Here is a 26540-nt window from a genome sequence, read left to right on the forward strand (position 1 = left end):
TTCTATTTGAGGGCGACCGGGGTCAGCTTGCCGTCGACCTTCTGCCACTCAAATACGACGAACCCCGGCTGCTTGATATCCCCCTTGTCGTCATAGGAGATCGAACCGAGCACAGTCGGGATGCCGGCACCGGAATGAAGATAATCGGAAGCGGCCTTCGGATCGTCGGCCTTGGCCTTGGCAATACCCTCGGCAAGAATCTGCGTTGCCGCGTAAGCATAGAGGGTCACCGCCTCGGTGGGCACGTTTTTGGCCTTGAGATCCGCAACGGCGCCCTTGGCTTCGGCAAAGGTTGCCGGGTCAGGGAACGACGTCATCAGGGTTCCAACAGCACCGTCACCGCCGATTGCGCCAAACTCGCTGTTGGAGATGCCGTCGCCGCCCATCAGGATGGTGGTGACGCCTTGGTCGTGCATCTGACGCACAATGAGACCAGCCTCCGTGTGCTGACCGCCATAGTAGACGAGCTCGGCGCCCGATTGCTTGATCTTTGCGACGAGAGGGCTGTAGTCCTTCTCGCCCGGGTTGACCTCTTCATGCAGGACCTCCTTGCCGCCGCCGGCATTGTAGGCCTTGGCCATTTCATCGGCGAGGCCCTTGCCCGCCGTCGACTTGTCGTCGACGATCGCGATCTTCTTGTCCTTGAAGCGGTCGAGAACGAATTTGGCGGCGATCGAGCCTTGCTGATCGTCACGCCCGCACGCCCTGAAAGCGTCCCAAAGGCCGCGCTCCGTCACCATCGGGTTGGTGGCCGTCGGCGTGACAAACAGAACGCCATTCTCGGCATAGACCTCGGAAGCGGGAATGGTGACGCCGGAATTATAGTGCCCGACGACATAGTGGACGCCATCGGCGACGAATTTGTTGGCGACCGAAACGCCTTGCTTCGGGTCGGAGACATCATCACCGACCGAAACGGCAAGCTTTTGCCCGAGAACGCCGCCATTGGCGTTGATGTGTTCAACTGCGGTTTCGACACCGACGCGGTACTGTTCTCCATAAGCGGCGTTCGGCCCGGACATCGGGCCAGCGACGCCGAACACGATATCCGCCCTCGCGGCGCCGACAGCGGCGACTGTCATAAGGGCAGCAGTCATCATCTGCACGATCATGCGCATTGTTATTCCCCTGTTCTTTAGAGAAAGGCGGGGTTCTCCCGCCGCTTCAGGCGTCAGTTCACAAAGTGAAGCTTGTTGAACCGGCGCCGGAATGCCGTGACATCTGCCGCCACCTGTTCGCTGGCGTCGTTGCCGCGCAGCCCCCTGGCGATGAGGGACGCGAGCTCGGGCATGTCGTCCTCGGTCATGCCCCAGCGGACGATCTCCGGTGTACCGAAGCGCAACCCGTTCATGTCGCCGTCGACAGCGTCTGTGGGCAAGCCGATGCCGCAGGTCAGGATGTTTGCCAGCCGCAACTTCCTTGCCGCCGCCTGGCCGCCACCGAACTCGGCTGCCTTGACGGCGAACTGATGCGATGTCGTGTAGCCCTTGCCGGTCGAAAACACCGGCAGGCCGCGATCGGCAAGGTTTTTGGCCAGCGCCTTCGCGGTCCCCGCCATCGTCGCGGCGTAGGCCTTGCCGTGGTCTTTCCAGTCCAGAAGCGTGATCGCCAGAGCTGCCGACTTGGCGGCATCGAAGTTGGCGGTCATGCCGGGAAAGGCGATCTTGTCGAGCTTCTCGGCGACGGCGGCGTCGTTGGTGACGATCAGCCCGGACGCCGGACCGCCGAGACTTTTGTAGGTGCTCATCGTCATCAGATGAGCGCCCTCCTCCAGCGGCTGCTGCCAGGCGTGTCCGGCAATCATGCCGCACAAATGGGCCGCATCGAAGAGAACCAGCGCACCGACCTCGTCGGCGATCGCCCGGATCTCACGAATGGGATGGGGCAGCAGGTTGAGGCTGCTGCCGATGGTTATCATCTTCGGCTGTACCGTCCTTGCCATGTCGCGCAACTTGCCGACGTCGACGGTGTAACCGTCGGCATCGACCGGAGCGGTGTGGATATCGAGCCCGTAGAGCCCGGCGCAGCCGGCCATATGGTGGGTCACGTGGCCTCCGATCGCCGGCGACGGGACAATGATGCTGTCGCCCGGCCTGGCTGCAACCATGAAGGCATAGAGATTGGCGATCGCGCCGGAAGGCACCCGGATCTCGGCATAGCTGGCGCCGAAAACTTCGGCCGCGAGTTCCGCAGCGATCACTTCGACCTGCTCGATGCCCTCCAATCCCATTTCATATTTGTCACCGGGATAGCCAAGCGACGGGCGCGACCCCAGGCCGGAAGCGAGTGCGGCTTCGGCCTTCGGGTTCATCACATTGGTCGCCGGGTTAAGGTTGATGCAGTCGGCTTCGTGGATCGTACGGTTCAGCCCGATGCCGCGGTTGATTGCCGCCATGACGGCATCGGTCTTCTGAGCGCTCGTCGTCTGCGCCAGCTGCTGGGCGAACTCGTCGCAATGCGATGGAACCCAGGGCCTGCGAGCGAGAGCGACCATCGATGTCTCCATTGCCATGCGCCGATAATCCGGCTGCGAATAGCGCCTAAGGTGGAGCCGTCGGTCGCCAAGACGCAAGCGAGTAGTTCTAGCGCCTAGGCTTAGAAAAGCTAGGTCTACCCGTCTCGCCCCTATTTGGAGCGCCGCTTCCTTTCAGACATCGAAGGCCCTACGTCGGCGACAGGAGCGCCTTGATCCTGCTCGGCAAGCCGGTCCTGCTCCAGCGACGCCCGCCTGGCTTCATCCGGCCGGGTGATGTGGGTCCACGAGCCGTCACAGCCCGGCTGGCGGCGTGCGATCCAGGCATCCAGCCCTTCGCGCAGATCGGCGGTCGGAGCCATACGGGCGAACTGCTCGGCCTCGACAGCCAAGCCTTCGGCGATGCTCTGGTTGAGGCCGCGCGCCACCGCGGTGAGGATGCTGGCGACGGCCAGTGGTGAATGCCGGCAAATACGCCGTGCCAGGTCAAAGGCTGCCGGCATCAGCTCCTTATGCGGCACCACCTCGTTGACGAGGCCGAGGTCGAGGGCCCGGGGTGGCGGAAACCAATCGCCGGTCAAAAGCAGTTCGAGCGCCCGCTTGCGCCCGGCCAACCGCGGCAGGCGCTGTGTGCCGCCGAAGGTCGGCGGCATTGCGAGATTGATTTCCGGCTTGGCGAACAGCGCGCGGTCGCTGGCGATGGCGAGCGGCACGGCCTCGGTGATTTCGCAGCCGCCGCCGAAGGCGATGCCGTTGACGGCGGCGATGATCGGTTTGCGGAAGGCTTCCAGCCTTGCGGTCAAACGCTGGCCGCGCATGACGAAATCGCGCAGCGCGACATCGGCGCCGCGTGCGACGCTGACGGAAAATTCATGGATGTCGCCACCGGCCGAAAACGCCCGTTCGCCGGCGCCGGTCAAGATGACGGCGCGGACGGAACCGTCGACCTCGACAGCATCGAGGATCGCCAGCAACCGGTCGATCAGCGCGTAGTTCAGCGCGTTGAGTTTTTCGGGACGATTGAGGGTGAGCACGGTTACCCCTTCGCGGGTCTCGCTCAGGACAAGATCGGTCATTGCTGTTCCTTTCCAGATTGCCCCGGAAAAGGATCAGGCTTTCGGTTGCATGTATATTCACTAGTCGGTATACCTAACATCATGCCTGAAGCGTCGAGCCCCACCCGCAAACGCATTGTCGATGCCGCGACCAGGCTCTTTTATGCGGAGGGAATCGGCCGCGTCAGCGTCGATGCCATCGCCGAGAAAGCGGGGCTGACCAAGCGGACGCTGTATTATCACTTCCAGAGCAAGGACGATCTGATCGCCGCCTATCTCGAAAGCCGCGACCAGCCCAATCTGAAACAGTTTGCAGGCTGGTTCGAGGCCGCCGAAGGCGGCGCCGACCGCAAGGTCGAGGCGATCTTCAGCAATCTGGCGCGGTCGGCACGCCACCCAAAGTGGAAAGGCTGCGGTTTCCTGCGCACAGCGGCGGAACTCGCCTCGATGCCTGGCCACCCTGCGGTCAAGGCAGGATCGCGACACAAGGCAAATTTCGAAAAATGGCTGGCGGCGGAATTGTTGGCCCGCGGTATCGCCGAGCCGCAGATGCTGGCGCGCGAGATCGTGCTTTTGATGGACGGCGCCTTCTCGATCATGCTGGTCCACCGCAACCCCGACTATATCGAAGCGGCCGGGCATGCCGCCGCGACGCTGGTTCGGGCGAGATCCGGGACTGGAAACCCCAGCTCTTAGAACCCGTACGCCAGCCACGCGGTGCTCGCGGCAAGGGTGATCAGGGTCAGCGGCAGGCCTACCTTGAAGAAGGCGCCGAAACTGAGAGCCGTGCCAGCGCGCCGCGCCTGCTCGGCGACAATCAGGTTGGCGACCGAGCCAAGCAGCGTGAAATTGCCGGCCAGCGTCGAGCTCATGGCGACGACGAGCCAGGCGCGCTCCGGGTTTTCCAGGCCGGGGATGAACGGCCTGAGCGCCAGCACGGCCGGCACATTGCTCATGATGTTGGACAGAACGGCGGTGAAGCCGGAGAGACGCCAGACGTTGTCCAACCCTAGGTTCTTGGCCGAGGCGATGATGTCGGGCGTCAGCAGCGTCTTTTCGGCGCCGGCGACGACCACGAACAGGCCGGCGAACATGAACAGCAGCGGCCCGTCGATCTCGTGGTAGATGCGCGCCGGCTTGATGGCGCGGGTGAGCAGCAGGATGGCGCCACCGATGAGTGCCGCCTTGGCGACGGGAACGCTGGCGAAGAAGGCGACTGCCAGCCCGATGCAGACGACCACCGCTTTCAGCACCTGCCCCGGCAGCATGCGGCCGCGATAGACTTCGGGGCTGAGTTCGGCCGTACGCGCGAATTCAGCCCGGTAGACGATGCGGACCAGGACGATGACGACGACGAGGCCGAACAGGGCGACCGGCGCCAGGGCGACCGAGAAGGCCGGATAGGAAATCCCCGACAGCGCGCCGATGACCATGTTTTGCGGGTTGCCGGTGATGGTGGCGACGCTGCCGCAATTGGACGCGGTGGCTGTGGCGATCAGATAGGGGATCGGGTTGCGGTTGATGACGCGGGTGACGTGGACGACGATCGGCGCCATGACCAGGCAGATGGCGTCGTTGACCAGGAACGCCGATAGCACGCCGGTCAGCAGCGTCACCATCACCAGCAGCATGAAGGGCGCATGCGCGTGCTCGATGGCGTAGGCGCCGAGCGCCCGGAAGGCGCCCGACACTTTCAGGTGCGCCACCACGATCATCATGCCGAGCAACAGCGTGATGGTGTCGAAATTGATGGCGCGGTAGGCGTCTTCCATGCTCAGCGCGCCGATGGCGATCATCGCCGCTCCCCCGAGCAGCGCGATCCCTGCCCGGTCGAGACGCAGGCCGGGTATCCTGCCGATGGCGACGCCGGCATAGGTCAGGATCAGGATCAGCAAGGCCGCCGCGCCCGTCAATGTCATTGGCAGAACACCCAGTTCAAATCGGCCCGGCTCCGGGCGAGATCCCTCCCCGCCCGATCATTTCGTCCATGCAGCTTTAGCAAGGCCCCCGCAAAGTGAAAGCGCTGATGGCGACCGATCGTGAAAATCAGGGAGCAAATCGCCCGCCGCGACAGCCGATTTGCGCCAGTGAAACTTGCCGGCCGTCAGCCCCTTGGCTTTAGCCACGGCCAGCCATTATCGCTAGCTGGCTTACCAATATTTTCGGCCGTTCGGATGATTCAGATGGGCCAGAACGTTGAGAGGGAGTACCGGATTTCGGAGAGGAGGAAGCGATGCACCCGACGGAATGCCCGCGCTGCCATGGCGCCCGCAAGGTTTTCATATGCGCGCGATGGGTCGATTCGAAAGGACATTGCTGTCCTGGCGGGACACACCGGCTCAGTTGCCCCGGCCGCACCGTTGCTTGCCGGGAATGCGCCGGGCGGTGATGTTGAGCCGACAATGACTAAGCTGCATTCAATTCGCGACTCCGGCCCGGTAATGGTGTAATAGAAGAGGCTGAGCGGAGGCAAAAATGCCTCCAGATCGGCTTTGAGCCTTGTTCCACCCCATTGCGAATATCGAGGATGCGCAGACGCTGGCGCAGGCGATCGTCAATACGATCGTCGAGCCATTCCTTGTCCTTGACGAAAAGTTTCATGTGCTGGCAGCCAGCCGCTCCTTCTATCAGACCTTTAAGGTCGACCCCGAGGAGACCCACGGCGCCCTGCTCTATGCACTGGGCGACGGCCAATGGGATATTCCGGCACTGCGCCTGCTGCTGGAAACGATCATCCCCGAGAAGACAGCCATGGACGGCTTCGAGGTCGAGCATGATTTCCCCACTATCGGCCGCCGCACGATGCTGCTTAACGCCCGCAAGGTGCTCTACGATCACAGCTCGACTATTACCATTCTGCTCGCCTTCAACGACATTACGGCGCGACGCGCCATCGAGAAGGAAAAGGAAGAGCTTCTCGCCCGTACCGAGGATCTGCTGCGGCAAAAGGATGTGTTGCTGCGCGAGATGGAGCACCGGGTTGCCAACAGCCTGCAGATCATCGCCAGCATCCTGTTGCTGAAGGCCCGCTCGGTCACCTCGGAGGAAACCCGCCAGCATCTGAAGGAGGCTCACCAGCGGGTGCTGTCGGTGGCCGAAGTGCAGCGCCATCTCCACACCGAGGCTGGTGTCGAAGAGATCGACGTCGTGTCCTATCTGTCCAAGCTGTGCATCAGCCTGGCCTCTTCGATGGTCGGCGATGTCCAGCCGATCGCGGTCAACGTCACGGCGGATGGCGGCAGGATCGACTCGCAAAAGGCGGTGAGCCTGGGGCTGATCGTCACCGAACTCGTTCTCAACGCGATCAAATATGCCTTCCCCATGGAGAAGGCGAAGGCGCTGATCCAGGTGACCTACGAGACCGATGGCAGCGACTGGAAGCTGACGGTTTCGGACAATGGCGCCGGCAAGCCCGCCAGCATCGTCGCCAGTGCGGGCCTGGGAACCGCCATCGTCGAGGCGCTGGTCAAGCAACTGGAGGCCAAGATCGAGGTCATCAGCGACAAGAACGGCACCAGCGTGTCGGTAACCAGAGCGACGTTCACTTCACGGGTGCCGCGCGCGGCGTAGCGTGATCCATTTCATGGCGGGGCGCCTTAGCCAAGTTGTCGGATCGGATTGCGCCAAGAGATGTCGGCGTACGCTCATGCAAGGGCGATGGGCCATTAAGGGCCAGATTCAGATTCTGGGCGGCTGTATCGCACCTGACACGCGAAGGGCCAAAGTTTTTGGTGATCCGTCGCGCCTGAGCCTGAGTGATCCCATGCTTCCTGGCGAAATAGGCGGGTTCATAGGGCTTTTGCACCGGTATCTCGCTTGCCAAGCCGCTCCGCGGCTAACGCCATCTTTTCCTGGCATCGACAGGCAGAGGGCGTCCTGCTCCAGGTCGAAACGTATAGGTGGCGGATGGATCTGGCTTGTGAGCAGGATGCCCAAATCCAAATGGTCCGCTGAAATCGCCTTCAGCCGGAGGATCGTTGGATAGTGACGGTTGTTCCGGAGATTCACCGACTGAACCGGTGAGGTTGTGATCTTCCATTTCGAACGCACCAGCTTGCTTCATTCAGCTAAAAAGATCGGCAGGCCGCCTGGTTCCCTCGATGTCGCCGGCATGGTTTCCAAAACCTTACTGCTTCGGCTGGGGAGCGAGCGGTTCGGGTGGCCATACCTCGGCGTCGACCTCGAAGTCGGCAAGGACTGCCAAGAATGTGCGAGCGGTGTGGGCCTCGCTGGCCATGCTTCGTCCTTCCAAAGGAACCAGAATGCCATGCGGATCGTTGATTGAGATCAAGTGACAGGCACGAGTGATGCCCTGTCCAGGGCAAGAGCGGCGAACGGCGAAACGGCCGGGCGCTCTCATGGAGGCTTATATGGATATCACCACAATTCTGGTCATCGTTCTCATTGTCTTGCTGCTGGGCGGTGGCGGCTTCTACGGTCGCGGACGCTGGTACTAGACGGGAAAGCAATCATCGGGTCCGGAACCTCTCGATTCCGCGCAAAGAATAGAAGAATACCGGAAGGCACAACCCAATGGACAACCAGCACAACAGCATTTTGGAGGCTCGTTGGCTTCTTGCCGTACCGCTTTCGCTTGTTCTCACGGTGCTGTTGGCCGGCTTGGTCCTAGCCTGATTCACATAGCCGTAGCGGCAAATCGTCATTCTTTCGCAGCCTAACACTAGCCGTTGCCAAATAGTCATAGGCTTGCAGCGATATCTCCCGGATATTGCTGAAGGATCAGGTTTCGTACACCCGATCGGCCCGCGCCCTCCGCCAGAGGCGCGGGCTTTCTTGTGTAGAAGCCCTGGCGCCGTCTTCCTGGTCGGCGCGTGTGACATCATCACCCACAACTTCGATATCGGCCGACGCCCCGTCACACTGGAGGGCGTCAGCGAACGATGCCCGATTTGCACAGTAATAGTCTCTGGAAGGAACGGATGCCCGTATCGTCCGTTTATCCTCCGATACGCACACGGTTTTGGACTGTGTTGCGTTTGGCAGGTTGAAAAGGAGAAGAAAATGGCTGACGGCCCAACTGTTGTTAATACAGGCGGTGGTGGAGGCGGAGGCACCACAGCCATCGCGATTGTTGTGGCGCTCATTGCGATAGCCGTACTGCTGGTTGTTACGGGTGTTATCGACATCCATGGCGACCGCGGAGGCGACATCAATGTCAAGATCGACGCGCCTGCGGCATCAGCACCGGCGGCCCCAGCCGCACCAGCCCCGGCCGAACCTGCTCCCGCACCGGCTGCACCAGCTCCGGCTGCACCAGCGCCGGCCCCGGCTGCACCAGCACCGGCCAACTGATCGGCCGTTCCAACAGCCTTTAAAGGCAGAAGCGCAGCCCACCGGTGTCAAAGCCGGTGGGCTTTCCTTTCTATGCCGGTTGATCCGGATTCCGCAGGATCGTGCAGTTATCGAGAAACTATGCCTCGCATGGAACAAACGCCTCGCTGAGGTGTTGATGGATGGATCGAACCGCCCAAGCGTTCGGTCGTTAAAGAGCCCGCTTCCAATCCCCCGGAATGCGGGTTTTTTGCACCATCTCGGCTAGGTGGTTTAGCGATAGGCCTGCCGTCCCGAGATGGTCTCGATCGTGATCTGATAGAACAGATGGCTGCCGGTACCGGCCTGCGCCTCGCCAGGCTTCAGCGCGCCGGGCTCCCACCAATTGGCGTGCTTCTGCAGCAGCGACCAGGCAAATTGGCGATCATGGTCTGACGTGGGAGCCTGCTGGTCCCTGGCAGGAATCGTGCTGTCGAGAGCGGGCGCCTTGGGCAGGTCCTGGAACAGGCCCTCGACGACGACGCTCTTCCAGCCATGGACGCCGCCGACATCATCGACCTGCAGGCAGACATGCGGATTCTGGCGCATCCACTCGACCTTCTTGCCGAGCAGCGAGAAGCTGAAAATGAAATTGTCGCCGAAGGCGAAATGAATCGGAACCACGTAAGGCCGGTTATCTTTGACGCAGGCCAGGCGGCCAAGCCGGGCCGACTTCAACAAGGAAATGCATTCGGGCCGCGTCATCTCTGAGATGTTCATCGCCATTGTTCTTTCCGTTGCTGTTCGTCGACGTCAGGCACCACGATCGATGCGCCGGATGGCGCGTATCGCCTCGCCTTCGGCGACCCCGATCAATGCGTCGATGGCCTGGATCGCCTCGATCTGGCCGCGCGCCGCAACCGTCCTGCGTAAGGCGTGCAGGTCGTCGCGAATTTCGCAGAGCGTGGTTCGGATCGTGAGGGGCATGGGCCGCCTTCCAGGGACACAACAGCCTGAGGTAGCGATCGGTTCCGCCCGGAGTGGATTGACTCGCCAAAGCCCTGAAATGGCGTACGCTGAATCGCATTGGATTCAGCAGCCAGGGATCTGGTATGCGAACTCACCGGCCATGAAGGTGTCGACGAGACCATCGTCGACCGGATCGTTGGAAGATAGCGACTAGACGGCCGGCTAAAGATGCCGCGCGTGACGATCTGAGACCATCTGCCCGGCGATGGAAGATGTTCCGTTACGGAATAGATAATTCTCCTGATGCCATACCCAGCAATAGTATTCTCTCAATAGAGAAATTCGGGGAACCTTTGCACCAATGATCCGTTCTGCTTTCGATCGCTGCTTGGACGATCTCAACAGCAACAGGAGGAATTGATCATGAACTTCAAGATGATTTGCATGGGCGCGATGGCGCTTGCGATGACCACTGGTACGGCTCTCGCTGCCGGCACCACCGGGACTACCGCGCTCGATGATCCGGCAAAAATGTCGCCGTTCTTCACCGATGCCGGCATGAAGACCATGAAGTCGGCTGACGAATTCAAGGCCGCCTGGATGGCGATGAAGGAAGAAGACCGTGCCGGGATAATGAAGGAATGCGGCGACGAGGCTATTGCCAAGGAGCACGACAATTTCTGCAAGATGACCAAGCAGATCGGCGGCGCCAACTAACCGTCGGCTTCTTGCAGACGGAAAATGGCGGGCCTTAGGGTCCGCCATTTTTTCTCTCCGATACCGCCCTGGCATCGACGGATGCGCTTGCGCCCGCCTTGGCGATTGGCGGGCTAGTCTGTGCCGGACGATCCGTCGACGGCCCCCTCGCCGTTCACAGCATTGGCCAGAATTCCAAAGTCTTGCGACTTGGTCCCCGGTCCTGCCGTCAGGAACCCGTCGGCATCGAGCCCGCGCCGCAGCAGCTCCCTCACGGCTGCCGACCGGCTCGGCATGCGCTTGTCAAAACGCCAGTTTTCCAGCGCCGCCAATTCATCGGCGGTCAGCATGATCTGCAATCGTTCCGGTCGTTCCAGTTCAGCCATCTGCGCCTCCAGCCGCCAAGACCAAAAGTACGGTGAGTTAGTATGTCCCTCACTACGAGTAAAATTAGTGATCTCTGTACAGGACGTCAAGAGCTGCTGATACGTCACCGTCACACAAGGCCAATGGTGAGGAACAGGCGTCACTTGCACAATCAACATGTTCTACTAACTACTTGATTTTATTTGATAAATTGTTTATTTTTCTTGCCATTCCAGCGCGGCCGGCGCATGGTCGATGGCGAGGGACAAACCATTCCAGAAAGGAAGGTTTTCCATGAGATATGGCTATTCGGCTCATCTGCGGGACGACGTCAATTCGGAGGTTCAGGTGGCATGGCGCTCCCAGGGAATAGTGAATATCGCTGTGGTGGCTGAGGCCATACGGCTGAAAAACCTTGCCGAAAACGTCGCACTCGAGGATATCGAGTACATGGTGATGCAGGCTGCCCAATTCTACGGAGCGGCCATGGAACTCGAAGGGCTGACCGCCATCGACGTGACGACCTTCAATCCGCTGTCCGAGGATGGCGTCACAATATTCGGCAGTCTCGATGCGATCGAAGACAGACCCATTGCGTACGATCGGCGCCCGCTGGATCAAATCCAATAGGCGGTGACCGTCACCTGACGCTCCCTGGCATCAAGCCTGTTGTGGAAGATCGTCGTCCAGCATCCTGCGGCCGCCCCTTGCGTTGGGCCGAGGCGGCCCTTACCACATGCATTCGGCGAGGATTTCCTATGGTACAGCATAGCAGATGATCACGAGGCTGCGGCGCGCGATGCGTTGGCAATCGCTTCCGCTCATCGTCGGCTTCGCCATCCTGGCGTTGATCGTTGGCTCGCGTGCCATGCTGGTGGAAACACAGAGCGCCAATCGCGCCGCCGCGCGCAATGCGATCGAATATCAGCAGTTGCTTGCCGGTCTGCTCTCGCTGGCGCAGGACGCCGAGACGAGCCAGCGCGGTTACCTGCTGACTGGGGAGAAATCGTACCTGGAGCCTTATCAACAGGCTGTGGCCGCAATTCCCGGACAACTCGCCCGCATCGACGAGATGACCGCTGGAAACCAGGAAACCGTCCAGCAGATCGATGGCATAAAGGACGCGCTGGCGCAAAAACAGGCGGAACTGGCAGAGACGATCCGCCTATACGAAAAAAACCAGGCGGCGAAGGCGCTGGAGATTGTCCGCAACGGGCAAGGCAAGGCCGCGATGGATCAGATTCGAACCAACATGGATACGATCAGACGCATCGTCAGCGCGACCCTGCACGCCAGGGACGCCCATACCGACCAGATTGAACGCTGGCTGCGCATCGGATCGTTCGCAGCACTGCTGGCGATTTTCGTGCTCGGCGTCTACACGGTCCGGGAATCGCGCCGCCGCTTCCGTGAGGTGGCTGTTGCCCAGGACGAGTTGACCCGCAAGAACACCGCGCTGACGAGAGAGATCCAGACGCGCGAGAAGGCCGAATCCCAAATCCGCCAGATGCAGAAGATGGAAGCTGTCGGCCAACTTACCGGCGGCATTGCCCACGACTTCAACAACATGCTGGCCGTGATTATCAGCGCCATGAACCTTGCCCAGCGCAAGCTCGCGCGCGGCGAAAACGATATCGACAAGTTTGTCGAGGCAGCGACTGACGCTGCGACCCGAGCCGCCAATTTGACGGCTCGGTTGCTCGCCTTTTCGCGCCAGCAACCATTGGCGCCGCAAATCGTCGACGCCAACCGGTTGGTAACCGGCATGTCAGATTTGCTGCGCCGGGCATTGGGCGAAGCGATCCGGATCGAAACGGTCCTGGCTGGCGGGTTATGGAAGACACATGCCGATCCGAGCCAGATCGAAAATGCTATCCTCAACCTGGCGGTCAATGCGCGCGATGCCATGGGTGAAGAGGGCAAGCTGACCATCGAAACTGCCAACAGCCATCTCGACGACTCCTATGCCGCCACCCATGCCGAGGTGAAAGCCGGCCAGTATGTGATGGTCGCGGTAACCGACACCGGCACCGGAATGACGCCGGACATCATCGCAAAGGCATTCGAGCCGTTTTTCACGACCAAGCCGATCAACAAGGGCACCGGTCTTGGTCTCAGCCAGGTCTTCGGTTTCGTCAAGCAGTCAGGCGGTCACGTCAAGATCTACTCCGAGCCGGGCGAAGGCACGACAGTCAGGATTTACCTGCCCCGCTTCTTCGGCGATGAAGAGACCGCACCCTCCGCCGGAACCGGAGAGGCAGTCGCCAGGCCGGCGACTGAAACCATACTGGTGGTCGAAGACGATATGCGGGTGCGGGTCTCGACAACCGATGCGCTGCGCGAACTCGGTTACACCGTTGTCCACGCCGGCGGCGGCGAAGAAGCATTGCAGAAACTCGGCGAGACCCCGGGCGTCGCGCTCCTCTTCACAGACATTGTCATGCCGGAGATGAATGGCCGCAAGCTGGCCGAAGAAGCCGTCAGGCGCATACCAGGACTGAAGGTGATCTTCACCACCGGCTTCACCAAAAATGCCGTGGTCCACAATGGCATTCTTGACCACGATGTGCATTTCCTGGCCAAGCCGTTCACCATCGAGCAACTGGCCGCGAAGCTGCGCGACGTGCTGAATGCAAACGCATAAACCTTCTTCGATGCCTGCTATTTTGCCTGCTTCAATATCCGCGCCTCACGCAGCAACGATGGTCGATCTGTACCGATCATGGCGATGAGGTCGTGTGCCTGATCAAGGGTAATGCCGGTTTCCTCTGTCAGGATAAGAGCCAGCCGCTTCTCTTTCGTCTGGCGGACACTGTTTTGTCTATCCTCAGCCATCGCAATCCCTTTGGTATCTACAACCAAGAGTGGAGGCGAAGGTTCCTTCAATCGATCGCGGTATCGAGTGACGTCTGGACGAAGCGCAACGGCGCTTCCAACGTCCAGACAACGCCTTGCTTTTGAAACTCCAGCTGTCCGGTGCCGCTGAGCGCTTGCGGCGCGACGCGTTTGAGGACGATTGATCCGAAGCCGCGACGCGTTATCTCGTCCAGCTGCGGCCCGCCGAGCTCCCGCCAGACAAGCCGGAAGGTGTCGGCGCCATCGGCGACAGTCTTTATGTCCCATTCGACCTCGACCTGTCCGCCATGACGCGACAGCGCTCCGTGTTTTGCCGAATTCGTGGCGAGTTCGTGGAAAGCAATGCCGAGATACTGCACGGCGTTCGGCTGCAGCATGATCACCGGTCCGGCCAGCGACAGACGGGCCTGCGCGGCGAAAGGCTTGATCTGCGCCTCGACCAGCTCGCTGACCGTTGCGCCGCGCCATTCGGCGTTGACGAGAAGGTCGTGGGATTGCGAAAGCGCCATGATGCGCTCCCGTACCTGTCCGAGGAAAGCCTCCGGCGTGCTCATCGATTTGCTGGTTTCGCGGATCATCGAGATGATGACCGAATACTGGTTCTTCACGCGATGATTAACCTCGCGCATGAGCAGGCGGATGCGCCGTTCGCTCTCCTTGTGAGAACTGATATCGCGCGCGATCTTGGAGGCGCCGATGACCCGGCCGATGCCGTCGCGGATCGGCGAGACCGTCAGCGAAACCGGAATGAGCCTGCCGTCCTTGCGCTGGCGGATCGTTTCGTAGGATGGCACCCTCTCGCCGGCGCGTATGCGGCTGATGATCAGGGCTTCCTCGTCGAGGTGATCGACGGGAATGAGCATGGTCACCGGCCGGCCGATTGCCTCGGCAGCCGTGTAGCCGAACAGGCGTTCGGCCGCGTCGTTCCAGCTGGTGATAGTGCTGTTCAGGTCCTTCGAGATGATGGCGTCCATCGTCGATTCGACGATCGCTGCCAACCGAGTGCGAGCTTCGTCGGCCTGACTCTGGCTGCGCAGATCGAGCAAGGTGTTGATAGCGCCAATCACGCGGCCCGCTTCATCGCGCAGCAGGACGGGATGAGCCTTGAAAGGAATGAGTTCGCCATTCGGCCGTTCGGCGATCGCTTGGCCCCAGCGGACATCGCGCTCTTCGAGCAAGGCGACCGCCATCGGACATTCGTCATGCGCCATTGTCCGTCCATCGAGATGACGCAGTTTCCAGGAACCGCACCACTGGTCCTCGCCAATGACGGGCCGATGCCCCCAGAGGTCGGCTGCGGCCTCGTTGAAGAAGGTGATGTGACCTTGTCTGTCCGTGGTGTAGACGGCGACGGGCATCGCCTGCAGCAAATCGACGGAAGGTACTACTGGAATCCCAGCGTCCGCTTGTTGGATGATGTTCACTTGTTCCCCGCCCGTACGTTTCTAACGGATTGCTACCACCGTTAAATGCACGTGAGGGGTTTGGGTTCCCGCCGCGCCTTTCGGCGCAGCGGGTTGCCAAGCTGCGGCGGCCCAACCCCAAACGCCGCAGCCCAACAACAGAAAGGAACCTATCCAGCCGGCCGCGGTCTATTAAATTTGACATATCGGAGTGGAAATCACCTCAACCGGTGAATGCAAAAAACCCGCCGCTCCCTTAGGCACGGCGGGCCTGAAATCGCTGCGAGCGACGCTAGATGCGTCCGAGTACGACCAGAATAATGACGATGAGGAGGACGAGGCCGAGACCGCCACCGCCATAATAGCCGGTGCCGTAGAATGGCCCGCCACCAAAGCCGCTGAAGCCGCCCAGCAAGGCAATGACCAGAATGATGATGAGAATAGTGCCGAGACCCATGGTGTTTTCCTCTGCCAGTTGGCGCTGTTGCAACAGGTGCGTTCCTCCGCCTGTTGATCAGCATAGGAACTCGCGAAGCGCGTTCCTGTTCCACCTGATGACACGGGCACGGCCCCGGGCCAGAAAAGGGCACAAAAAAACGCCCGCTGGCCGGGAGCCAGCGGGCGATAGGCCTTTCAGCCCTTGACCGCCTGGAGGGACCCAGCGATCAGAGAAATAATGCACGGGGCGGGATGAAGTTGCGTCCGTTAGACAAGGAATTTGCCGGACAGCATCCTAGCGTGGAAATTCGGATTCAGAAGGGATCGACGCCTTTGCGGATTTCTTCCCTGTTTCTTCGGCCAAGGGAATTTCCGCGTCGCTTGACCAGCCCGCGGTCTCAGAGTCGCCGCGACGCGCGTCAGCGCCCGATCGTGTCAATATCGCGGTTGCCGCATCCTCCTGCGCCTGCCCAACCCGGGCCATGACCATGGTTCCACCGCCCCTGACATGCTCGGCGTAGACATAGGCATCGGCTTCATCGATGCCCGCAACGGCAAAGGCCTCCAGCACGCCGCCGGCCATACCGCCTGCCGCAGCGCCGGTCAGCGTCGATACCAGCCACCCGGCGCCGACAACAGGCCCAAGACCCGGAACTGTAATCGCGCCGATGCCGGCCAGAAAACCGCCGATGCCACCGACCGCGGCTCCGATACTGGCGCCTGTGGCGGCCGGACTGCCGCTGCGCTGCGAACCGTCCGGGGCTATGATGCTGATCTCATCTGTCGGGATGCCGGCACCCTCGAGCTCACGAACCGCGACTTCGGCGTCGCCATAGGTGTCGTACAGTCCAGCTATCGTTTTCATGTCGATTTCTCCCGGAGCGCGCAAAATCGGCGCGGATCCATGGACTCAAGCAACATGCGGACGAATTGTTCCATGAGGGCTATGAGAGAGGAGCGAACGGAAGCCATCCCGTGGCTGCGCCAGCGGCTTGAGGAACCAATCCGACGCTGCACCGTTTGCTGCAGCGTACTTCATGTTTTTTCAAAACAGCCAACGGAGTGAGGGACATGGCTTCATCAGTTCTCATCAGCATCCTGATCACCTTTCTGGTGATCATTCTTGTGCTCTATCTCGTCCAGCGCCTGCCGCTCGATGGCCGCACGAGACAGATCGCCCAGATCGTCGTCATCATCATCGGTATTATCTCGATGCTGAAATACCTGGCTGTCTTCTAGGAACCGAGCGGGGGCTGCGAGCGTTTCCACCTTACATTACAAGGAGAAAACGATGGCCGACACCCAAGCAGGCGCCGCGAAGGCGTCCGACGATACGCAGGAAGCGATGAAGAAGCAGATCGCAGAGCTTCGGCGCGAGATCACCAAGATCAATCGCACCCTGTCCGAGCAAGCCGAAGAGGCTGCCGAGACCGCGCAAGGCTGGTATGAAAGCGCGGCTGACAAAGCCTCGCGCACAACCCAGCAATTGCGCAGCCAGGCGCAGACGGTGTCGGATACGGTCCAGCAGAATCCGGGCACAATATCGTCGGCGATGGTGCTTGGCGGAATGCTGGGCGTCCTCCTCGGCATCGCCATCGCTAAGAGTTCGGAGCCCGAGCGCCGCTGGTTCTAAGCGTGATTGAACAGCGCGGGCGGCAGTTCCGGCTATGGACTTCGACTGCGGATCGGCGTCCATAGCGAATGACCGACAAACCTGCAATCTATCAGTGCGAGAGCTACCCATGACCGACGACAAATCGAAGACCAAGGCGGACCGAAGACTGGTATCCGGCGAAGAACCATACGAAGTCGCTGCCTTCGCTAAAAAGTATGGCATTCCGCCGAGCGAGGCCAAGACGATCATCAAGCGTTACGGGCCGTCGAGGCGGAAACTCGACGCCTATATGGCGACGAGGATCTAGTCGGTCGGCTATGCGTCTCGAGCGCTACATGATTGTCATGCCTTTTCGATCAATCGCGTTGACAGCTGGAACGATCCTGCTTGCTGCGACGGCTGCGGCCTACGCCCGGCCGGATACGCGCAAGATGACCTGCGAACAGACGCAAACCCTGATCCAGAGCCATCGCGCGGCGGTGCTGACGACCGGGCCGAATGCCTATACTCGCTATGTCCGCCAGTTCGGCAATGAATGCGACTGGCCGGAGGTGCCGACCGCTGCCGCTGTCCCGACACGCGACGGTCAATGCCGGGTCTATCGATGCCAGGAGCCGGTCTTGGATTTCCCCAACTGACCGGATCGCGATCGGCGTGCAGCCTGTTGTTGCATGCTCGGCGGCCGGGCCTGAAATTGGCGCCGGTGCGTCATCGACGCCTTTTGATATCTCGCGTGGAACCGTTGCGCCTCGAGCGAATTGATTCTGCGCGAGGCTGGCGTAGCGACATCTTGACCGCGTGAGCCAAGCCAGGAGGGAGCAGCTATGTCCAACGACATCCGCAGAAGTGGCAGCTGCCTTTGTGGCGGCGTGCAATTCGTGGTGACCGGAGATCCCTTGCGGACGGGTCTTTGCCATTGCAAAGACTGCCGCAAGACCAGCGGATCAGCCTTCTCGGCTTTCGCGGTCTGGCCGCTGGCAGCATTTGAAACGAACGGTATCGTCAACAGCTACGGCGGCAGGAGTTTTTGCCCGACTTGCGGCGGCCGCGTCAGCTTCGTCGGTGAAGATGAGGTCGAAGTGATGGTCGGCAGTCTCGATCTGGCGCCGTCCGAAGGACTGGAACCTGCCTATGAGCTGTGGATCGGGCGCCGCGAGCACTGGCTGCAGCCCCTGCCCGAGGCTCAGCAGTTCGAGCACGACCGCGTCGAAGGCGATCAGACGGACGCGCAAGATTCCACCGCGGACAGCGAGACGTCTTCCGGCAGTGAGCCGTTGCGCAAGTCGGCCTAAGAAGCAGTCAAGAAGCCGGAGTCGTTTGCGAGGCGGGCGCGATGAACATGAACGAGCGATCCTGACGCCGTGCRTTTGCTGTGCCGTTCAGGTGCGGACTTCGGTTGAAAGACCGGCCAGGGTCTCCCGCACGCGGTCTTCGCTGACGCCGAGTGTGTCCGTGATCCAACTGGGTGTCGACAGCCGTGGCTCAAGAAAGCGGACGTGGCTGTTTACCGGTCCATGCACATAGGGACGGTTCATTCCGTAGATAAGCGCGCACGGGACATTCAGGGCGGCGGCGGCGTGCGAGATGCCGCCGTCGACGCCAAGGAACATGGTCGAGGCAGCGATTTGGCACATTGCTTCGGCAATCGACGGGGTCGAGGTGAAATCGACCGCCTCAGGAATGGCTGCGCGGATCTGCGCGGCGCCGGCGCGCTCTCGCGATCCACCGACGATCCAGATCGCCCAACCGCGATCATGATAGTCCTTGGCGATCGAGATGAAGCGCTCGACAGGCCATGACCGAAAATTGTCAACATCGGCAGTGTAGAGCGAGAGCGCTGGCCGGTCGGCATCGATTTTCTGACGCCGGCGCCAGTCATCCAGTTCTGCTGGATCGACCACCAGCTGCGGTGCCGGCCATTGCGTGTCTGCAGCCGGCTTTTCGCCAAGCGAGGCAATCGAGCAGACCTCTTCGAAGATCCGCCTCTTGCGCGGGCCGAACTCCCAAAGATGCCCGAGCCAATCGGCCGGGAGACGATTAAGCAGCCCGAATTGCCACTCCTGCGGATAGCCGATGCGTTCGGGTATGCCGGCCATGAACGTCATCAGCGCCGCCTTGGTGGTGCTGGTCATCAGATAGGCCGTGCGGTAATTCTGCTTACGCAGTTCGCCGACCAATCGGCGGCGCTCCCCAATGCCGAGTCGCAGGTGACGCTTGTCGAGTGCCCAGCCTTTCCTGACATGAGGCATAAGCCCTGCCAAAGGCAGGGCCACGGACGACGTGATCACATCGATAGGGCGATCCGGAAATTTTTGGGCAATGATCTGAATGGCGGAGTGGCAGCGGACGAAGTCGCCGACCGCCGAAAAGCCGACCAGAAGGATTGGATCGCTGGTTGTCAAGGAAGTGCTTCGCCATCGAGGATTCGGGCATACAGGTCCAGATAACCCCGTGCCACCTTTTGAATTGGAAACCTCGTAGCAGCAGATTCGCGGCATTGTCGAGGCGTTTGCGGGTGCTTCTTTGAGACCAATGGAGAGTTCGCAATCGCACTTGAGGCTGCTAGAGAGCTTACCGCGCCGACCGTCTCGGGCAACGCTCCCCGCGGCGGGAGGGCAAGACGTTCGGGACCAGGTTACGGACTCGTTAATCAGCATCTGCTACTATGCCCAATGACCAAGAATCTCGGAAACACCTCCAGGCACCACCCCACACCGGCAAAGGGCTCTGCCGTGGGCTGGCTGGCGCCTGCTCTGTTTCCGCTGGCGGTGGTCGCGCTTGGATATTGGATCGGCAAGCAATTCTTCGGCTTCTAGAGCGTACGTCTGGTCACGGCGCGAGAACGAGCCAGCCTTTCGCCGGCGGCGCGGGCTGGTCGGAATACGAGCCTCAAACGCGAAAAACCGCCGCACCTTTGGATGCGACGGTTCCAATTCAGGTCGATCCGGCGCGTTATGAAACGGCCTTTTCGCGAACAGGAAGCTTCCAGCCCGGCCTGACAAAATGGCAGGTGTAGCCGTTGGGATATTTTTCCAGATAGTCCTGATGCTCGGGCTCCGCCTCCCAGAAGGCGCCTGCTGGAGCAAGCTCGGTGACGACCTTGCCTGGCCACAGGCCAGAGGCATTCACATCGGCGATGGTGTCTTCGGCAATCCGCTTCTGTTCGTCGCTGGTGTAGAAGATCGCCGAGCGATAGCTCATCCCGACATCGTTGCCCTGGCGGTTGCGCGTTGTCGGATCATGGATCTGGAAGAAGGATTCAAGCAGCGTGCGAAAGCTGATCCTGGCGGGATCGAAGTTGATCTCGATGGCTTCGGCATGGGTGCCATGGTTGCGGTAAGTGGCATTGGGCACATCGCCGCCGCTATAGCCGACACGCGTCGAGATGACGCCCGGGTAGCGCCGTATCAAATCCTGCATGCCCCAGAAACAGCCGCCGGCAAGGACTGCCCGTTCGGTGGAAGTCGCCATATCACGTCTCCTTCGGATTTCTCCTAAAGTGGGGATTGTCGGCTCTTTCGTCCAGCCGTCGTGCCCAACTATCAAAGCCGGACTTGTGGGGGCCGAGTTCCGCGGATAGACACGGCAGTGGGGAAGTCGATGGTTGGGGTTGGGCGTTCATTGCCAAAAAACGGTGTCTTGTCTGTCGATTTTGCAACCAACTGCTATGAGAACGATTGGCAGATCGTGCTTGGAAAAGACTACCTGCGCGTCGTGGTCGAGCGTAGCGTTCACACTTTTTCAAAGCGCCGGCTGATCATCAACAATGTCAAGGCGCGCGGTCCTGTCGAAGCAGCTGCAAAAGCGGCAGTCGCTCGCGGCGACCTCGACGAGTATTTGTTCTCGGAAGACTGCGCTGATGCCGCGCTGAGGTTTTTGCACATCGACAAGGCATCTTTCGGCCGTGGCCACTTCTACTCGATCGGCCCGCTGGTGGCCGTTCACGCCAGCACCGCCGACTATCTGCTTTATTATACGGGCGACTCTTACCCGAAGCGCCGCTTCCGGTGGATCGAACCTGCCATTCAGCTCATGGAAAGCAGAAGCGATTTTATCGTTGCGAACCTGAGCTGGAACGACCGGTTTGAAAAAGCAAAGTCGGAGAGTTTCGGCCAGGAAGGCGATTTCCTCCTCGGCTACGGCTTCTCGGACCAATGCTTTCTGGCCAAGATGTCGGTCTTTCGCGCGCCGATCTACAATGAGTCCCATCCCACACCGGAACGCTTTCCGCCCTACCCCGCTGCGCCATTTGAACAACGTGTTGATGCCTATTTGCGCAATCACGACGCAAAGCGTCTGACACATCGGTTCCAGAGCTACACCCACAAGAACATTCCAAAGGGCGGGCTGATGAGGGCCTGGCGACGGCTACGGCCTCTTGCCTAGGTACGGCAGCCGCCATCGGTTCACTCTTCCCTCGCCGCCTTGTATCTCCGCACGGCCACCTCGAAGACAATATCCGAGATCCACATCGCCGAGACGCCGATCAGGAAGGCGGCGGCGAGCGTCGTGGTGTCGTCGGCTGGGTTGGGCATCGGCAGGCCGGTTGCTTTGAAATAGGACACGGTAGGCAGCGTCAGATAGGCTGCAGCCAGCGCGCCGCAGATCGGCGAAGCCACCATTTCGCGCAGCTTGTAGCGATGGCGCGACAACGCGCGCAGCACGCCGCCGGCAAGCCCCGCGGCAACGACGGGGCCTTTTATGCCGAGCATATCGAAGAAATCGTGCATCATGGCCTCCACCCGCAAAGTCGTTGACCCTTGCGGTTGTGCGCCAGCAGCGCCCTCGCCTCGGCGTCTGACAGCGCGTCGACAGCCTTGGCCGACAAGCGGAGCGGCGATGAGATCGCGCAGAGGCTGCCCTTGGTGGTCGTACAGCCGGAGAGCCCCACGATAAGGGCTGCGGCCAGAGCGAGGCTCAATCCTTTGCCCATGATTTCAGCTCCTTTCGAGCGGTTTCAGCGGGCAGCGCCCCGATATCGTTCTGGATCCGGTTGGCAATCTCGCGCGCTTCGGTTTCTGCGGCGGCCTGCCGGGCACGCTCGGCGCTGGCGCCGGCGAGCCGCTGGTGAAAGCCCCAGCCAAGTGCTGCAATGACGGACGCCAGCATTCCAAGAAACGCCGGGTTACCGGTGAAGAAAGACAGGAGCGCGGTCATTGCCAGCACCACACGAGCGCGAAGCCGATCGCGACTGCAACAAAGAGCGCGCCAACCGCCCAGGGCAGCGCCTGACGGATGACTTCGGTGACAATTTCGAGCATCGCGGCGTCTCCCGTCACTTCGGCCAGTGGAATTTGTGGGCAAGCAGGTACCAGCCCTCGGTGGCGGCGCTGATCGCCAGACCAACGCCGGTTTCCAGAGCCATCTGAACGTCGGGATCGGCGGACAGGGCCGCGGCATCGCCGGCGCCGAGCAGGCCGCGCGCGACGAGGACACCGGCGCCGTAGCGCAGCGCAATGCGGATAAGGACAGCAGTCATTTCGGGTTCCTTGCGAAAATGAATTTGAGGATTTGAAACAGCACGCGCCAGAGCAGATTGGGCTCGGCCGGAGCGGCGGGAGGCTGCGAATCAGGACCAGGCAGTGCAGGTGGTTCGGCTTGCTGTTGGGTTTGCTGCGGGGCCGTCGAAGCTGCCGGAGCCGGCTGGACGAAGCCCCCCGACATCAACAGCGCCCGCGACCTCACCGAGCCGACCCGATCGCTCCAGCCCTTGCCAAAAATTGGCCAGGTCGGCAGCCGCTTCAGAAAGGTCAGGCGGGCGTCACAGAGATCGTCGATAATCGTCCCCGCCGGCCTGGCGCGGACGGCCCGCAGCGTGGCCGGGCCAAGCCTGCCATCCTGCGCCGTGCCGACGGCGGCCTGAAGGTATTTCGTCGCCCTGCCCGGCCCGCTGTTCACGGCGAAGTCGAACACGGCATAGTCGACCCCTTCCGGAAGCTCGGCGCCGGCAATTGTGTCCCAATAGAAGCGGCGATAGACGGTTGCCACCTGCTCGTCGGTGATCTCTCGCAATTCAGCCTTGGTCGCGTCGGGCTTCACGAAGCGGCGGAAATTGGCAAGGGTGACGCCCTTCATGGTGGCGCCGCCGGGATCGGCCGGATTGTCGGACCAGCCGCCTTCGGATTTGAGGACGAGCGCAAGCGCCCGCGAAAAATTGCGGTCCATGGTGTGCCTCTTGATGTTGCCGGAAATGAAAAAGGCCGCATGAAGCGACCTTTCGGATGCGTTGAGGGTAGGCCGGAAGGCGCCTAGCTGCGCGCGTTGTGGCCGAAGAAACGCCGTGTGGCTTTCTTCCAACTCCAGGCAATCCGTTTGAACCACAAGCGGCGAGCAGCGCCCGCTACAGTGCTCTGAAAAGCACCGTTCTGGCTTCCCTGTTCAACGATCGGCCGCTCGAACCAGAGCATTTCGATGCCTAGTTTCTCATCGATATGTTCAATCTGATGGTCGATCGGTTTTGACAGCTTGTGCTCGACCAACCAATCGAGTCGAGCCTTGGCAACCGAGCGTGTAATCAGATAGGAATCCGCACAACGCGCATGCAGCGCTGGGTAGAGCCTTTGGCCCTTCCGCAACTTCCATCGCGGCACGTAGTAGTTGCTGCCACTGCCGAGATAGACGACAGCCTTTCGGTCCGGACTGCCGAACTCGGCTACGCACTCGTTGAATTTGCCGACGAAGTCGGCGTCGAGGAACACATCGTCCTCAAACACCAGGCAAAACGGCTTGTCTGTTTCGAGAAACGCCTGCCATATGCCGACCTGTTTCAGGGCCAGCGAGATTTCTGACGGCAGCAATTTGTCCGATCCGACAAACGATGCTCTGACATCCTCCGTCACATCAGGAATATCCCAGTCGAGGAAGAAGTCGACCGGCACACCGCGCCGACCGAACTCCTTCAAAATATGGCGTTCCCGATCTTCGTAGCCTCGTTTGACGTGGCATACGCGAACGAAGACCTTGTCGGCTGGAAACTCTGGCATGGCTGGTGTCTAGTGTTTCGGATCACGAAAATCCAGAGGCGAGGTTCGGGCTCTTATCCACGGCCGCGAGCAGCCGTTGGTATCGTGGGCGTAGACCTGGCCTTGGCCCGGAAGATTTTTGACCAATGATCAGGAATCGTTGGCAATCCGGCCCTGGGCGCCACCCAGAAAACGATCCCAGACATAATCGCGCAACAGTTCGCGATGCTGCGGCGTGCGGTGATGGCGTGACTTTTGGCCGGCGTAAGAAGAGCCTCCCAGATGGAAAAACGCGGCGTCCAGCATCTGATGCTCACCCCTTGCGCCCGCCAGCACGACGGCAACGGGCTCCTCGAGTGCCGCTGAAACATCAGTTTCCGCCAAGTGGGAATAGAGCGGTGGCCAGTTACCGCCGCCCGTGTCCAGGCCGAGTTCCATGCGTGGGCTGAAGTCCAGATTCAGTTTCTCGACGGCCGCGAACCGGAAGAAGCAGAAGCCCCCCCACAGATGCCATTTGGTTTCGTTTTCCCCCGGCTTGTAGCGGTAGTTCTCAGTGGCATCCAGCTTCAACCCATAGACGACCTTGCCTTCCATCCGGGCAGGAATGTCGAAGGGCGCAACCGGGAAGCAATCGTGATCGATGTAGCCAAACAATTCCGGCCGAAGGTGCCTTACGATGTTGTGGAACACCCAGGTCAATGCCGTTCCGTGCGAACGCGACCAATGGCGCTCGCGACGGTTGGGCAAGCCGAGATATGGCACGCCTCTGGCGGAACAGATTTGTTCAATCGAATGTCTGGCGGCATCGTCAGTTGAATTGTCTATGACGACCAGCGACAATCCCGGCGAATGTATCTGCCATGCCTTGGTCAGTGCGTCGATGACCCAGGGCGTGTTGAAAGCGATGGTGAAGCAGACGCTGGACGTCCCGGCTTCTTGCAAAAGCCGCGAGAATTCCCGCGCCCGGCTGGCCCCCTTGGCCCGAAAAACCAGATACGAAATCTTGTCGCGGATGGATTTCGCCTTGCCGACGAATTCGGTGCGGTTGATAGAATCGGCGGTTCTCTTCAGAATTTTAGATCTCATCGCCAATTCATTTCGCTAGGCGCTGTCGGCTGTTGAACGGATTTCTTCCCTGCTCAGCACCAAGTGTGCCAGTTTGTCAATTGCTCGAGCGGATCCCTTTCCGTGGTCTGCCTGACACGGAACTGGTGTTTTAGAAAAAACTTAATTACCTTCCATTAAACTCTGAAATGCGAGCGGGGGCTCGCTGGTCGATGGAGCAATGGCGTTGCCAGACAACGCCTGGGGTTGGGCAAGATGGGTTCGTCGTTTTCAGAAATGGTCGAGTGCCAGTGCTGCGGCGGCACGGGCAAGACGTTCGAATGTCCGAGATGGCACAGTTCGAACGGGAACTGCTGCCCAGCCGGGACACATAGCCACAAATGCCCCGGCACGAGCGTGCGCTGTTCGGAATGTGCAGGCACGGGTGGTATGGAGTGCACGCCGCCCTCTAGCCGACGGGACGTTCTTCGCTCCGAGTATTGATAAGCCCGTTAGGGAATTGGCCTAGGGGCGCATCGTTCGGCTACGCTCCCCAGTTGCATAGAAACACACTCCACTGGGACTGGCCGGATTGTGCGAACAGCGGCCTTCGTATTTCAAAACGAGCGCATGCGCCCGCGCAAAGCTGCGGCCCGTCTACGCCTCCTGGGTTGTGGATTGGGGTGATCGCGGCTACGTCGTGCTGGCGCTGCAGAGGGAGTTCCGGATGTCCAGGTTGTCCAGATGGCTACACGAAAGGAGCCCTTTTCGGCGTAGACTGCCTGCTGGCGTAACGGTTGGTCGGCACACTTATGGTGTAAGTCACGAAAAGCTATTTTACGTTTCCGAGGGCGCTCCCCTGACGGTGGGAGCATTTTGTTCGATCGCTGCCAAGGTCCGTTTTATGTGCTCGGGGGGAAACCATTCGGTCAGTAGCGCGACGACTTTCCCAATTCGCAGCCGAATGATGGACAAGCCCGATCGGGTTGAAAACGGCGGCAAACCCTGCGGGGTGACCATCGCCGACGATGTATGGATTGGTCTTGGCGCAACGATCATGCCTGGCGTGCACATCGGGCACGGCGCCGTCGTTGGCGCCGGGGCAATTGTCACAAGAGATGTAGCGCCATATGCAATCGTCGGGGGCATCCCGGCCAAGCTCATCCGTTATCGCTTTTCAGAGGATGTCATCGCAAAGCTGCTGGCGATCCAATGGTGGTTGTGGGATGACGAGAAGATAAAACGAGAGGCTGACGCTCTGAACGGCCCGATCGAGGCCTTTATCGAACGGCATTTTGCATCTGGGAGGCCCTGATTTCGCGCTCGTGTTTCTTTCTGGCTGCAGACGACAAGTATTTTCGATACGCCTGTTTGACGGCGCGCCGGATACTG

The 26540-nt window shown here is 60.5% G+C and carries 33 protein-coding genes and 1 pseudogene; 14 read left to right on the forward strand and 20 right to left on the reverse strand.

What is annotated here, in order from left to right:
• Positions 1 to 2 precede the first annotated feature (2 nt).
• The 3 genes from AC1DXN_RS11370 to AC1DXN_RS11380 form a co-directional block, all read right to left on the reverse strand.
• Positions 3 to 1118 carry a branched-chain amino acid ABC transporter substrate-binding protein gene (locus AC1DXN_RS11370; protein ID WP_477273732.1) on the reverse strand — a complete coding sequence of 372 codons (1116 nt, stop codon included), beginning with the start codon at positions 1116 to 1118 and terminating at the stop codon, positions 3 to 5.
• A gap of 53 nt (positions 1119 to 1171) precedes the next feature.
• Entirely contained in the window at positions 1172 to 2494 is a 1323-nt protein-coding gene (locus AC1DXN_RS11375; RefSeq protein ID WP_477273734.1) for an aminotransferase class I/II-fold pyridoxal phosphate-dependent enzyme, read from the reverse strand.
• A 131-nt stretch (positions 2495 to 2625) separates the two neighbouring features.
• The gene (locus AC1DXN_RS11380; RefSeq protein WP_477273736.1) at positions 2626 to 3549 is read right to left on the reverse strand and encodes a crotonase/enoyl-CoA hydratase family protein; all 924 of its coding nucleotides are present in this window, start codon (positions 3547 to 3549) and stop codon (positions 2626 to 2628) included.
• Positions 3550 to 3630: 81 nt separating this feature from the next.
• Here AC1DXN_RS11380 and AC1DXN_RS11385 point away from each other — a divergent pair, with 81 nt between their 5' ends.
• Positions 3631 to 4224 (forward strand): TetR/AcrR family transcriptional regulator, encoded by a 594-nt coding sequence (locus tag AC1DXN_RS11385; protein WP_477273738.1) that lies wholly within the window; start codon positions 3631 to 3633, stop codon positions 4222 to 4224.
• Here the strand turns inward: AC1DXN_RS11385 and AC1DXN_RS11390 are convergent.
• Complete coding sequence (locus AC1DXN_RS11390) at positions 4221 to 5447, reverse strand: anion transporter (RefSeq protein ID WP_477273740.1); 1227 nt, start codon at positions 5445 to 5447, stop codon at positions 4221 to 4223. The two genes, AC1DXN_RS11385 and AC1DXN_RS11390, sit on opposite strands and share 4 nt — an antisense overlap.
• A gap of 580 nt (positions 5448 to 6027) precedes the next feature.
• Here AC1DXN_RS11390 and AC1DXN_RS11395 point away from each other — a divergent pair.
• Positions 6028 to 7098: a sensor histidine kinase gene (locus AC1DXN_RS11395; protein ID WP_477242514.1), complete on the forward strand. Its 1071-nt coding sequence runs from the start codon at positions 6028 to 6030 to the stop codon at positions 7096 to 7098.
• A 1170-nt stretch (positions 7099 to 8268) separates the two neighbouring features.
• Here AC1DXN_RS11395 and AC1DXN_RS11400 read toward each other — a convergent pair.
• The 3 genes from AC1DXN_RS11400 to AC1DXN_RS11410 all read right to left on the reverse strand — a co-directional run bounded on the left by AC1DXN_RS11400 (position 8269) and on the right by AC1DXN_RS11410 (position 9786).
• Complete coding sequence (locus AC1DXN_RS11400; protein WP_477273742.1) at positions 8269 to 8679, reverse strand: hypothetical protein; 411 nt, start codon at positions 8677 to 8679, stop codon at positions 8269 to 8271.
• Between the two features lie 414 nt (positions 8680 to 9093).
• Entirely contained in the window at positions 9094 to 9585 is a 492-nt protein-coding gene (locus tag AC1DXN_RS11405; RefSeq protein WP_477242510.1) for a pyridoxamine 5'-phosphate oxidase family protein, read from the reverse strand.
• Positions 9586 to 9612: 27 nt separating this feature from the next.
• Positions 9613 to 9786 (reverse strand): hypothetical protein, encoded by a 174-nt coding sequence (locus AC1DXN_RS11410; RefSeq protein WP_477242508.1) that lies wholly within the window; start codon positions 9784 to 9786, stop codon positions 9613 to 9615.
• Positions 9787 to 10191: 405 nt separating this feature from the next.
• Here AC1DXN_RS11410 and AC1DXN_RS11415 point away from each other — a divergent pair, with 405 nt between their 5' ends.
• Entirely contained in the window at positions 10192 to 10485 is a 294-nt protein-coding gene (locus tag AC1DXN_RS11415) for a hypothetical protein (RefSeq protein ID WP_477242506.1), read from the forward strand.
• 113 nt (positions 10486 to 10598) lie between these two features.
• On the opposite strand, the gene AC1DXN_RS11420 is transcribed toward AC1DXN_RS11415, so the two are convergent.
• Positions 10599 to 10850: a hypothetical protein gene (locus tag AC1DXN_RS11420; RefSeq protein ID WP_477273744.1), complete on the reverse strand. Its 252-nt coding sequence runs from the start codon at positions 10848 to 10850 to the stop codon at positions 10599 to 10601.
• A gap of 274 nt (positions 10851 to 11124) precedes the next feature.
• On the opposite strand from AC1DXN_RS11420, the gene AC1DXN_RS11425 reads away from it, so the two are divergent.
• A complete protein-coding gene (locus AC1DXN_RS11425; RefSeq protein WP_477273746.1) occupies positions 11125 to 11460 on the forward strand; it encodes a hypothetical protein in 336 nt (111 codons plus the stop codon).
• 169 nt (positions 11461 to 11629) lie between these two features.
• Positions 11630 to 13474, forward strand: a complete 1845-nt coding sequence (locus AC1DXN_RS11430; protein ID WP_477274012.1) for a CHASE3 domain-containing protein — start codon at positions 11630 to 11632, stop codon at positions 13472 to 13474.
• A 17-nt stretch (positions 13475 to 13491) separates the two neighbouring features.
• Here the strand turns inward: AC1DXN_RS11430 and AC1DXN_RS11435 are convergent, their stop codons facing one another.
• The 4 genes from AC1DXN_RS11435 to AC1DXN_RS11450 all read right to left on the reverse strand — a co-directional run bounded on the left by AC1DXN_RS11435 (position 13492) and on the right by AC1DXN_RS11450 (position 16392).
• The gene (locus AC1DXN_RS11435) at positions 13492 to 13665 is read right to left on the reverse strand and encodes a hypothetical protein (protein WP_477273748.1); all 174 of its coding nucleotides are present in this window, start codon (positions 13663 to 13665) and stop codon (positions 13492 to 13494) included.
• A gap of 47 nt (positions 13666 to 13712) precedes the next feature.
• Positions 13713 to 15110, reverse strand: coding sequence for a PAS domain S-box protein (locus AC1DXN_RS11440; protein WP_477273750.1), 1398 nt, complete (start codon positions 15108 to 15110; stop codon positions 13713 to 13715).
• A 271-nt stretch (positions 15111 to 15381) separates the two neighbouring features.
• Entirely contained in the window at positions 15382 to 15546 is a 165-nt protein-coding gene (locus AC1DXN_RS11445; RefSeq protein WP_258602338.1) for a DUF3309 family protein, read from the reverse strand.
• A 276-nt stretch (positions 15547 to 15822) separates the two neighbouring features.
• Complete coding sequence (locus AC1DXN_RS11450; RefSeq protein ID WP_477242496.1) at positions 15823 to 16392, reverse strand: hypothetical protein; 570 nt, start codon at positions 16390 to 16392, stop codon at positions 15823 to 15825.
• 206 nt (positions 16393 to 16598) lie between these two features.
• Here AC1DXN_RS11450 and AC1DXN_RS11455 point away from each other — a divergent pair, with 206 nt between their 5' ends.
• The 5 genes from AC1DXN_RS11455 (at position 16599) to AC1DXN_RS11475 (ending at position 18434) form a co-directional block, all read left to right on the forward strand.
• Positions 16599 to 16766 carry a Thivi_2564 family membrane protein gene (locus tag AC1DXN_RS11455; RefSeq protein ID WP_477242494.1) on the forward strand — a complete coding sequence of 56 codons (168 nt, stop codon included), beginning with the start codon at positions 16599 to 16601 and terminating at the stop codon, positions 16764 to 16766.
• Between the two features lie 52 nt (positions 16767 to 16818).
• Complete coding sequence (locus AC1DXN_RS11460) at positions 16819 to 17160, forward strand: hypothetical protein (protein WP_477273752.1); 342 nt, start codon at positions 16819 to 16821, stop codon at positions 17158 to 17160.
• Positions 17161 to 17269: 109 nt separating this feature from the next.
• Positions 17270 to 17449, forward strand: a complete 180-nt coding sequence (locus AC1DXN_RS11465; RefSeq protein WP_477242490.1) for a DUF3606 domain-containing protein — start codon at positions 17270 to 17272, stop codon at positions 17447 to 17449.
• 37 nt (positions 17450 to 17486) lie between these two features.
• Positions 17487 to 17780 carry a hypothetical protein gene (locus tag AC1DXN_RS11470; RefSeq protein ID WP_477274014.1) on the forward strand — a complete coding sequence of 98 codons (294 nt, stop codon included), beginning with the start codon at positions 17487 to 17489 and terminating at the stop codon, positions 17778 to 17780.
• A gap of 186 nt (positions 17781 to 17966) precedes the next feature.
• On the forward strand, positions 17967 to 18434 hold the full coding sequence (locus tag AC1DXN_RS11475; protein WP_477273754.1) for a GFA family protein: 468 nt from the start codon (positions 17967 to 17969) through the stop codon (positions 18432 to 18434).
• 87 nt (positions 18435 to 18521) lie between these two features.
• On the opposite strand, the gene waaF is transcribed toward AC1DXN_RS11475, so the two are convergent.
• A complete protein-coding gene (gene waaF, locus AC1DXN_RS11480) occupies positions 18522 to 19640 on the reverse strand; it encodes a lipopolysaccharide heptosyltransferase II (protein ID WP_477273756.1) in 1119 nt (372 codons plus the stop codon).
• A 174-nt stretch (positions 19641 to 19814) separates the two neighbouring features.
• Between waaF and AC1DXN_RS11485 the strand changes: the two genes are divergently transcribed.
• Positions 19815 to 19958, forward strand: coding sequence for a hypothetical protein (locus AC1DXN_RS11485; protein ID WP_477273758.1), 144 nt, complete (start codon positions 19815 to 19817; stop codon positions 19956 to 19958).
• A 136-nt stretch (positions 19959 to 20094) separates the two neighbouring features.
• Here AC1DXN_RS11485 and msrA read toward each other — a convergent pair whose 3' ends face one another.
• The gene (gene msrA / locus AC1DXN_RS11490) at positions 20095 to 20613 is read right to left on the reverse strand and encodes a peptide-methionine (S)-S-oxide reductase MsrA (protein ID WP_477273760.1); all 519 of its coding nucleotides are present in this window, start codon (positions 20611 to 20613) and stop codon (positions 20095 to 20097) included.
• Positions 20614 to 20730: 117 nt separating this feature from the next.
• Between msrA and AC1DXN_RS11495 the strand changes: the two genes are divergently transcribed.
• Positions 20731 to 21528, forward strand: a complete 798-nt coding sequence (locus AC1DXN_RS11495; RefSeq protein WP_477273762.1) for a hypothetical protein — start codon at positions 20731 to 20733, stop codon at positions 21526 to 21528.
• A gap of 20 nt (positions 21529 to 21548) precedes the next feature.
• Here AC1DXN_RS11495 and AC1DXN_RS11500 read toward each other — a convergent pair whose 3' ends face one another.
• The 6 genes from AC1DXN_RS11500 to AC1DXN_RS11525 form a co-directional block, all read right to left on the reverse strand.
• Complete coding sequence (locus AC1DXN_RS11500) at positions 21549 to 21872, reverse strand: hypothetical protein (protein ID WP_477243104.1); 324 nt, start codon at positions 21870 to 21872, stop codon at positions 21549 to 21551.
• A 187-nt stretch (positions 21873 to 22059) separates the two neighbouring features.
• Positions 22060 to 22299 (reverse strand): ABC transporter permease, encoded by a 240-nt coding sequence (locus tag AC1DXN_RS11505; protein WP_477273764.1) that lies wholly within the window; start codon positions 22297 to 22299, stop codon positions 22060 to 22062.
• 118 nt (positions 22300 to 22417) lie between these two features.
• Positions 22418 to 22621 carry a hypothetical protein gene (locus AC1DXN_RS11510; protein WP_477273766.1) on the reverse strand — a complete coding sequence of 68 codons (204 nt, stop codon included), beginning with the start codon at positions 22619 to 22621 and terminating at the stop codon, positions 22418 to 22420.
• On the reverse strand, positions 22618 to 23307 hold the full coding sequence (locus AC1DXN_RS11515) for a glycoside hydrolase family 108 protein (RefSeq protein ID WP_477273768.1): 690 nt from the start codon (positions 23305 to 23307) through the stop codon (positions 22618 to 22620). Before AC1DXN_RS11515 ends, AC1DXN_RS11510 begins: the two co-directional genes overlap by 4 nt.
• A gap of 83 nt (positions 23308 to 23390) precedes the next feature.
• Positions 23391 to 24125 (reverse strand): glycosyltransferase family 25 protein, encoded by a 735-nt coding sequence (locus AC1DXN_RS11520; RefSeq protein WP_477242468.1) that lies wholly within the window; start codon positions 24123 to 24125, stop codon positions 23391 to 23393.
• 129 nt (positions 24126 to 24254) lie between these two features.
• On the reverse strand, positions 24255 to 24803 hold the full coding sequence (locus AC1DXN_RS11525) for a hypothetical protein (protein ID WP_477273770.1): 549 nt from the start codon (positions 24801 to 24803) through the stop codon (positions 24255 to 24257).
• Between AC1DXN_RS11525 and AC1DXN_RS11530 the strand changes: the two genes are divergently transcribed.
• Together AC1DXN_RS11530 and AC1DXN_RS11535 are read left to right on the forward strand one after the other, a co-directional pair.
• Positions 24781 to 25209: a hypothetical protein gene (locus AC1DXN_RS11530; RefSeq protein WP_477273772.1), complete on the forward strand. Its 429-nt coding sequence runs from the start codon at positions 24781 to 24783 to the stop codon at positions 25207 to 25209. The two genes, AC1DXN_RS11525 and AC1DXN_RS11530, sit on opposite strands and share 23 nt — an antisense overlap.
• A gap of 957 nt (positions 25210 to 26166) precedes the next feature.
• Positions 26167 to 26391: pseudogene (locus tag AC1DXN_RS11535) on the forward strand (CatB-related O-acetyltransferase); the annotation flags it as partial.
• Positions 26392 to 26540 lie beyond the last annotated feature (149 nt).

The organism is Mesorhizobium sp. P2_H9 (assembly GCF_056403215.1).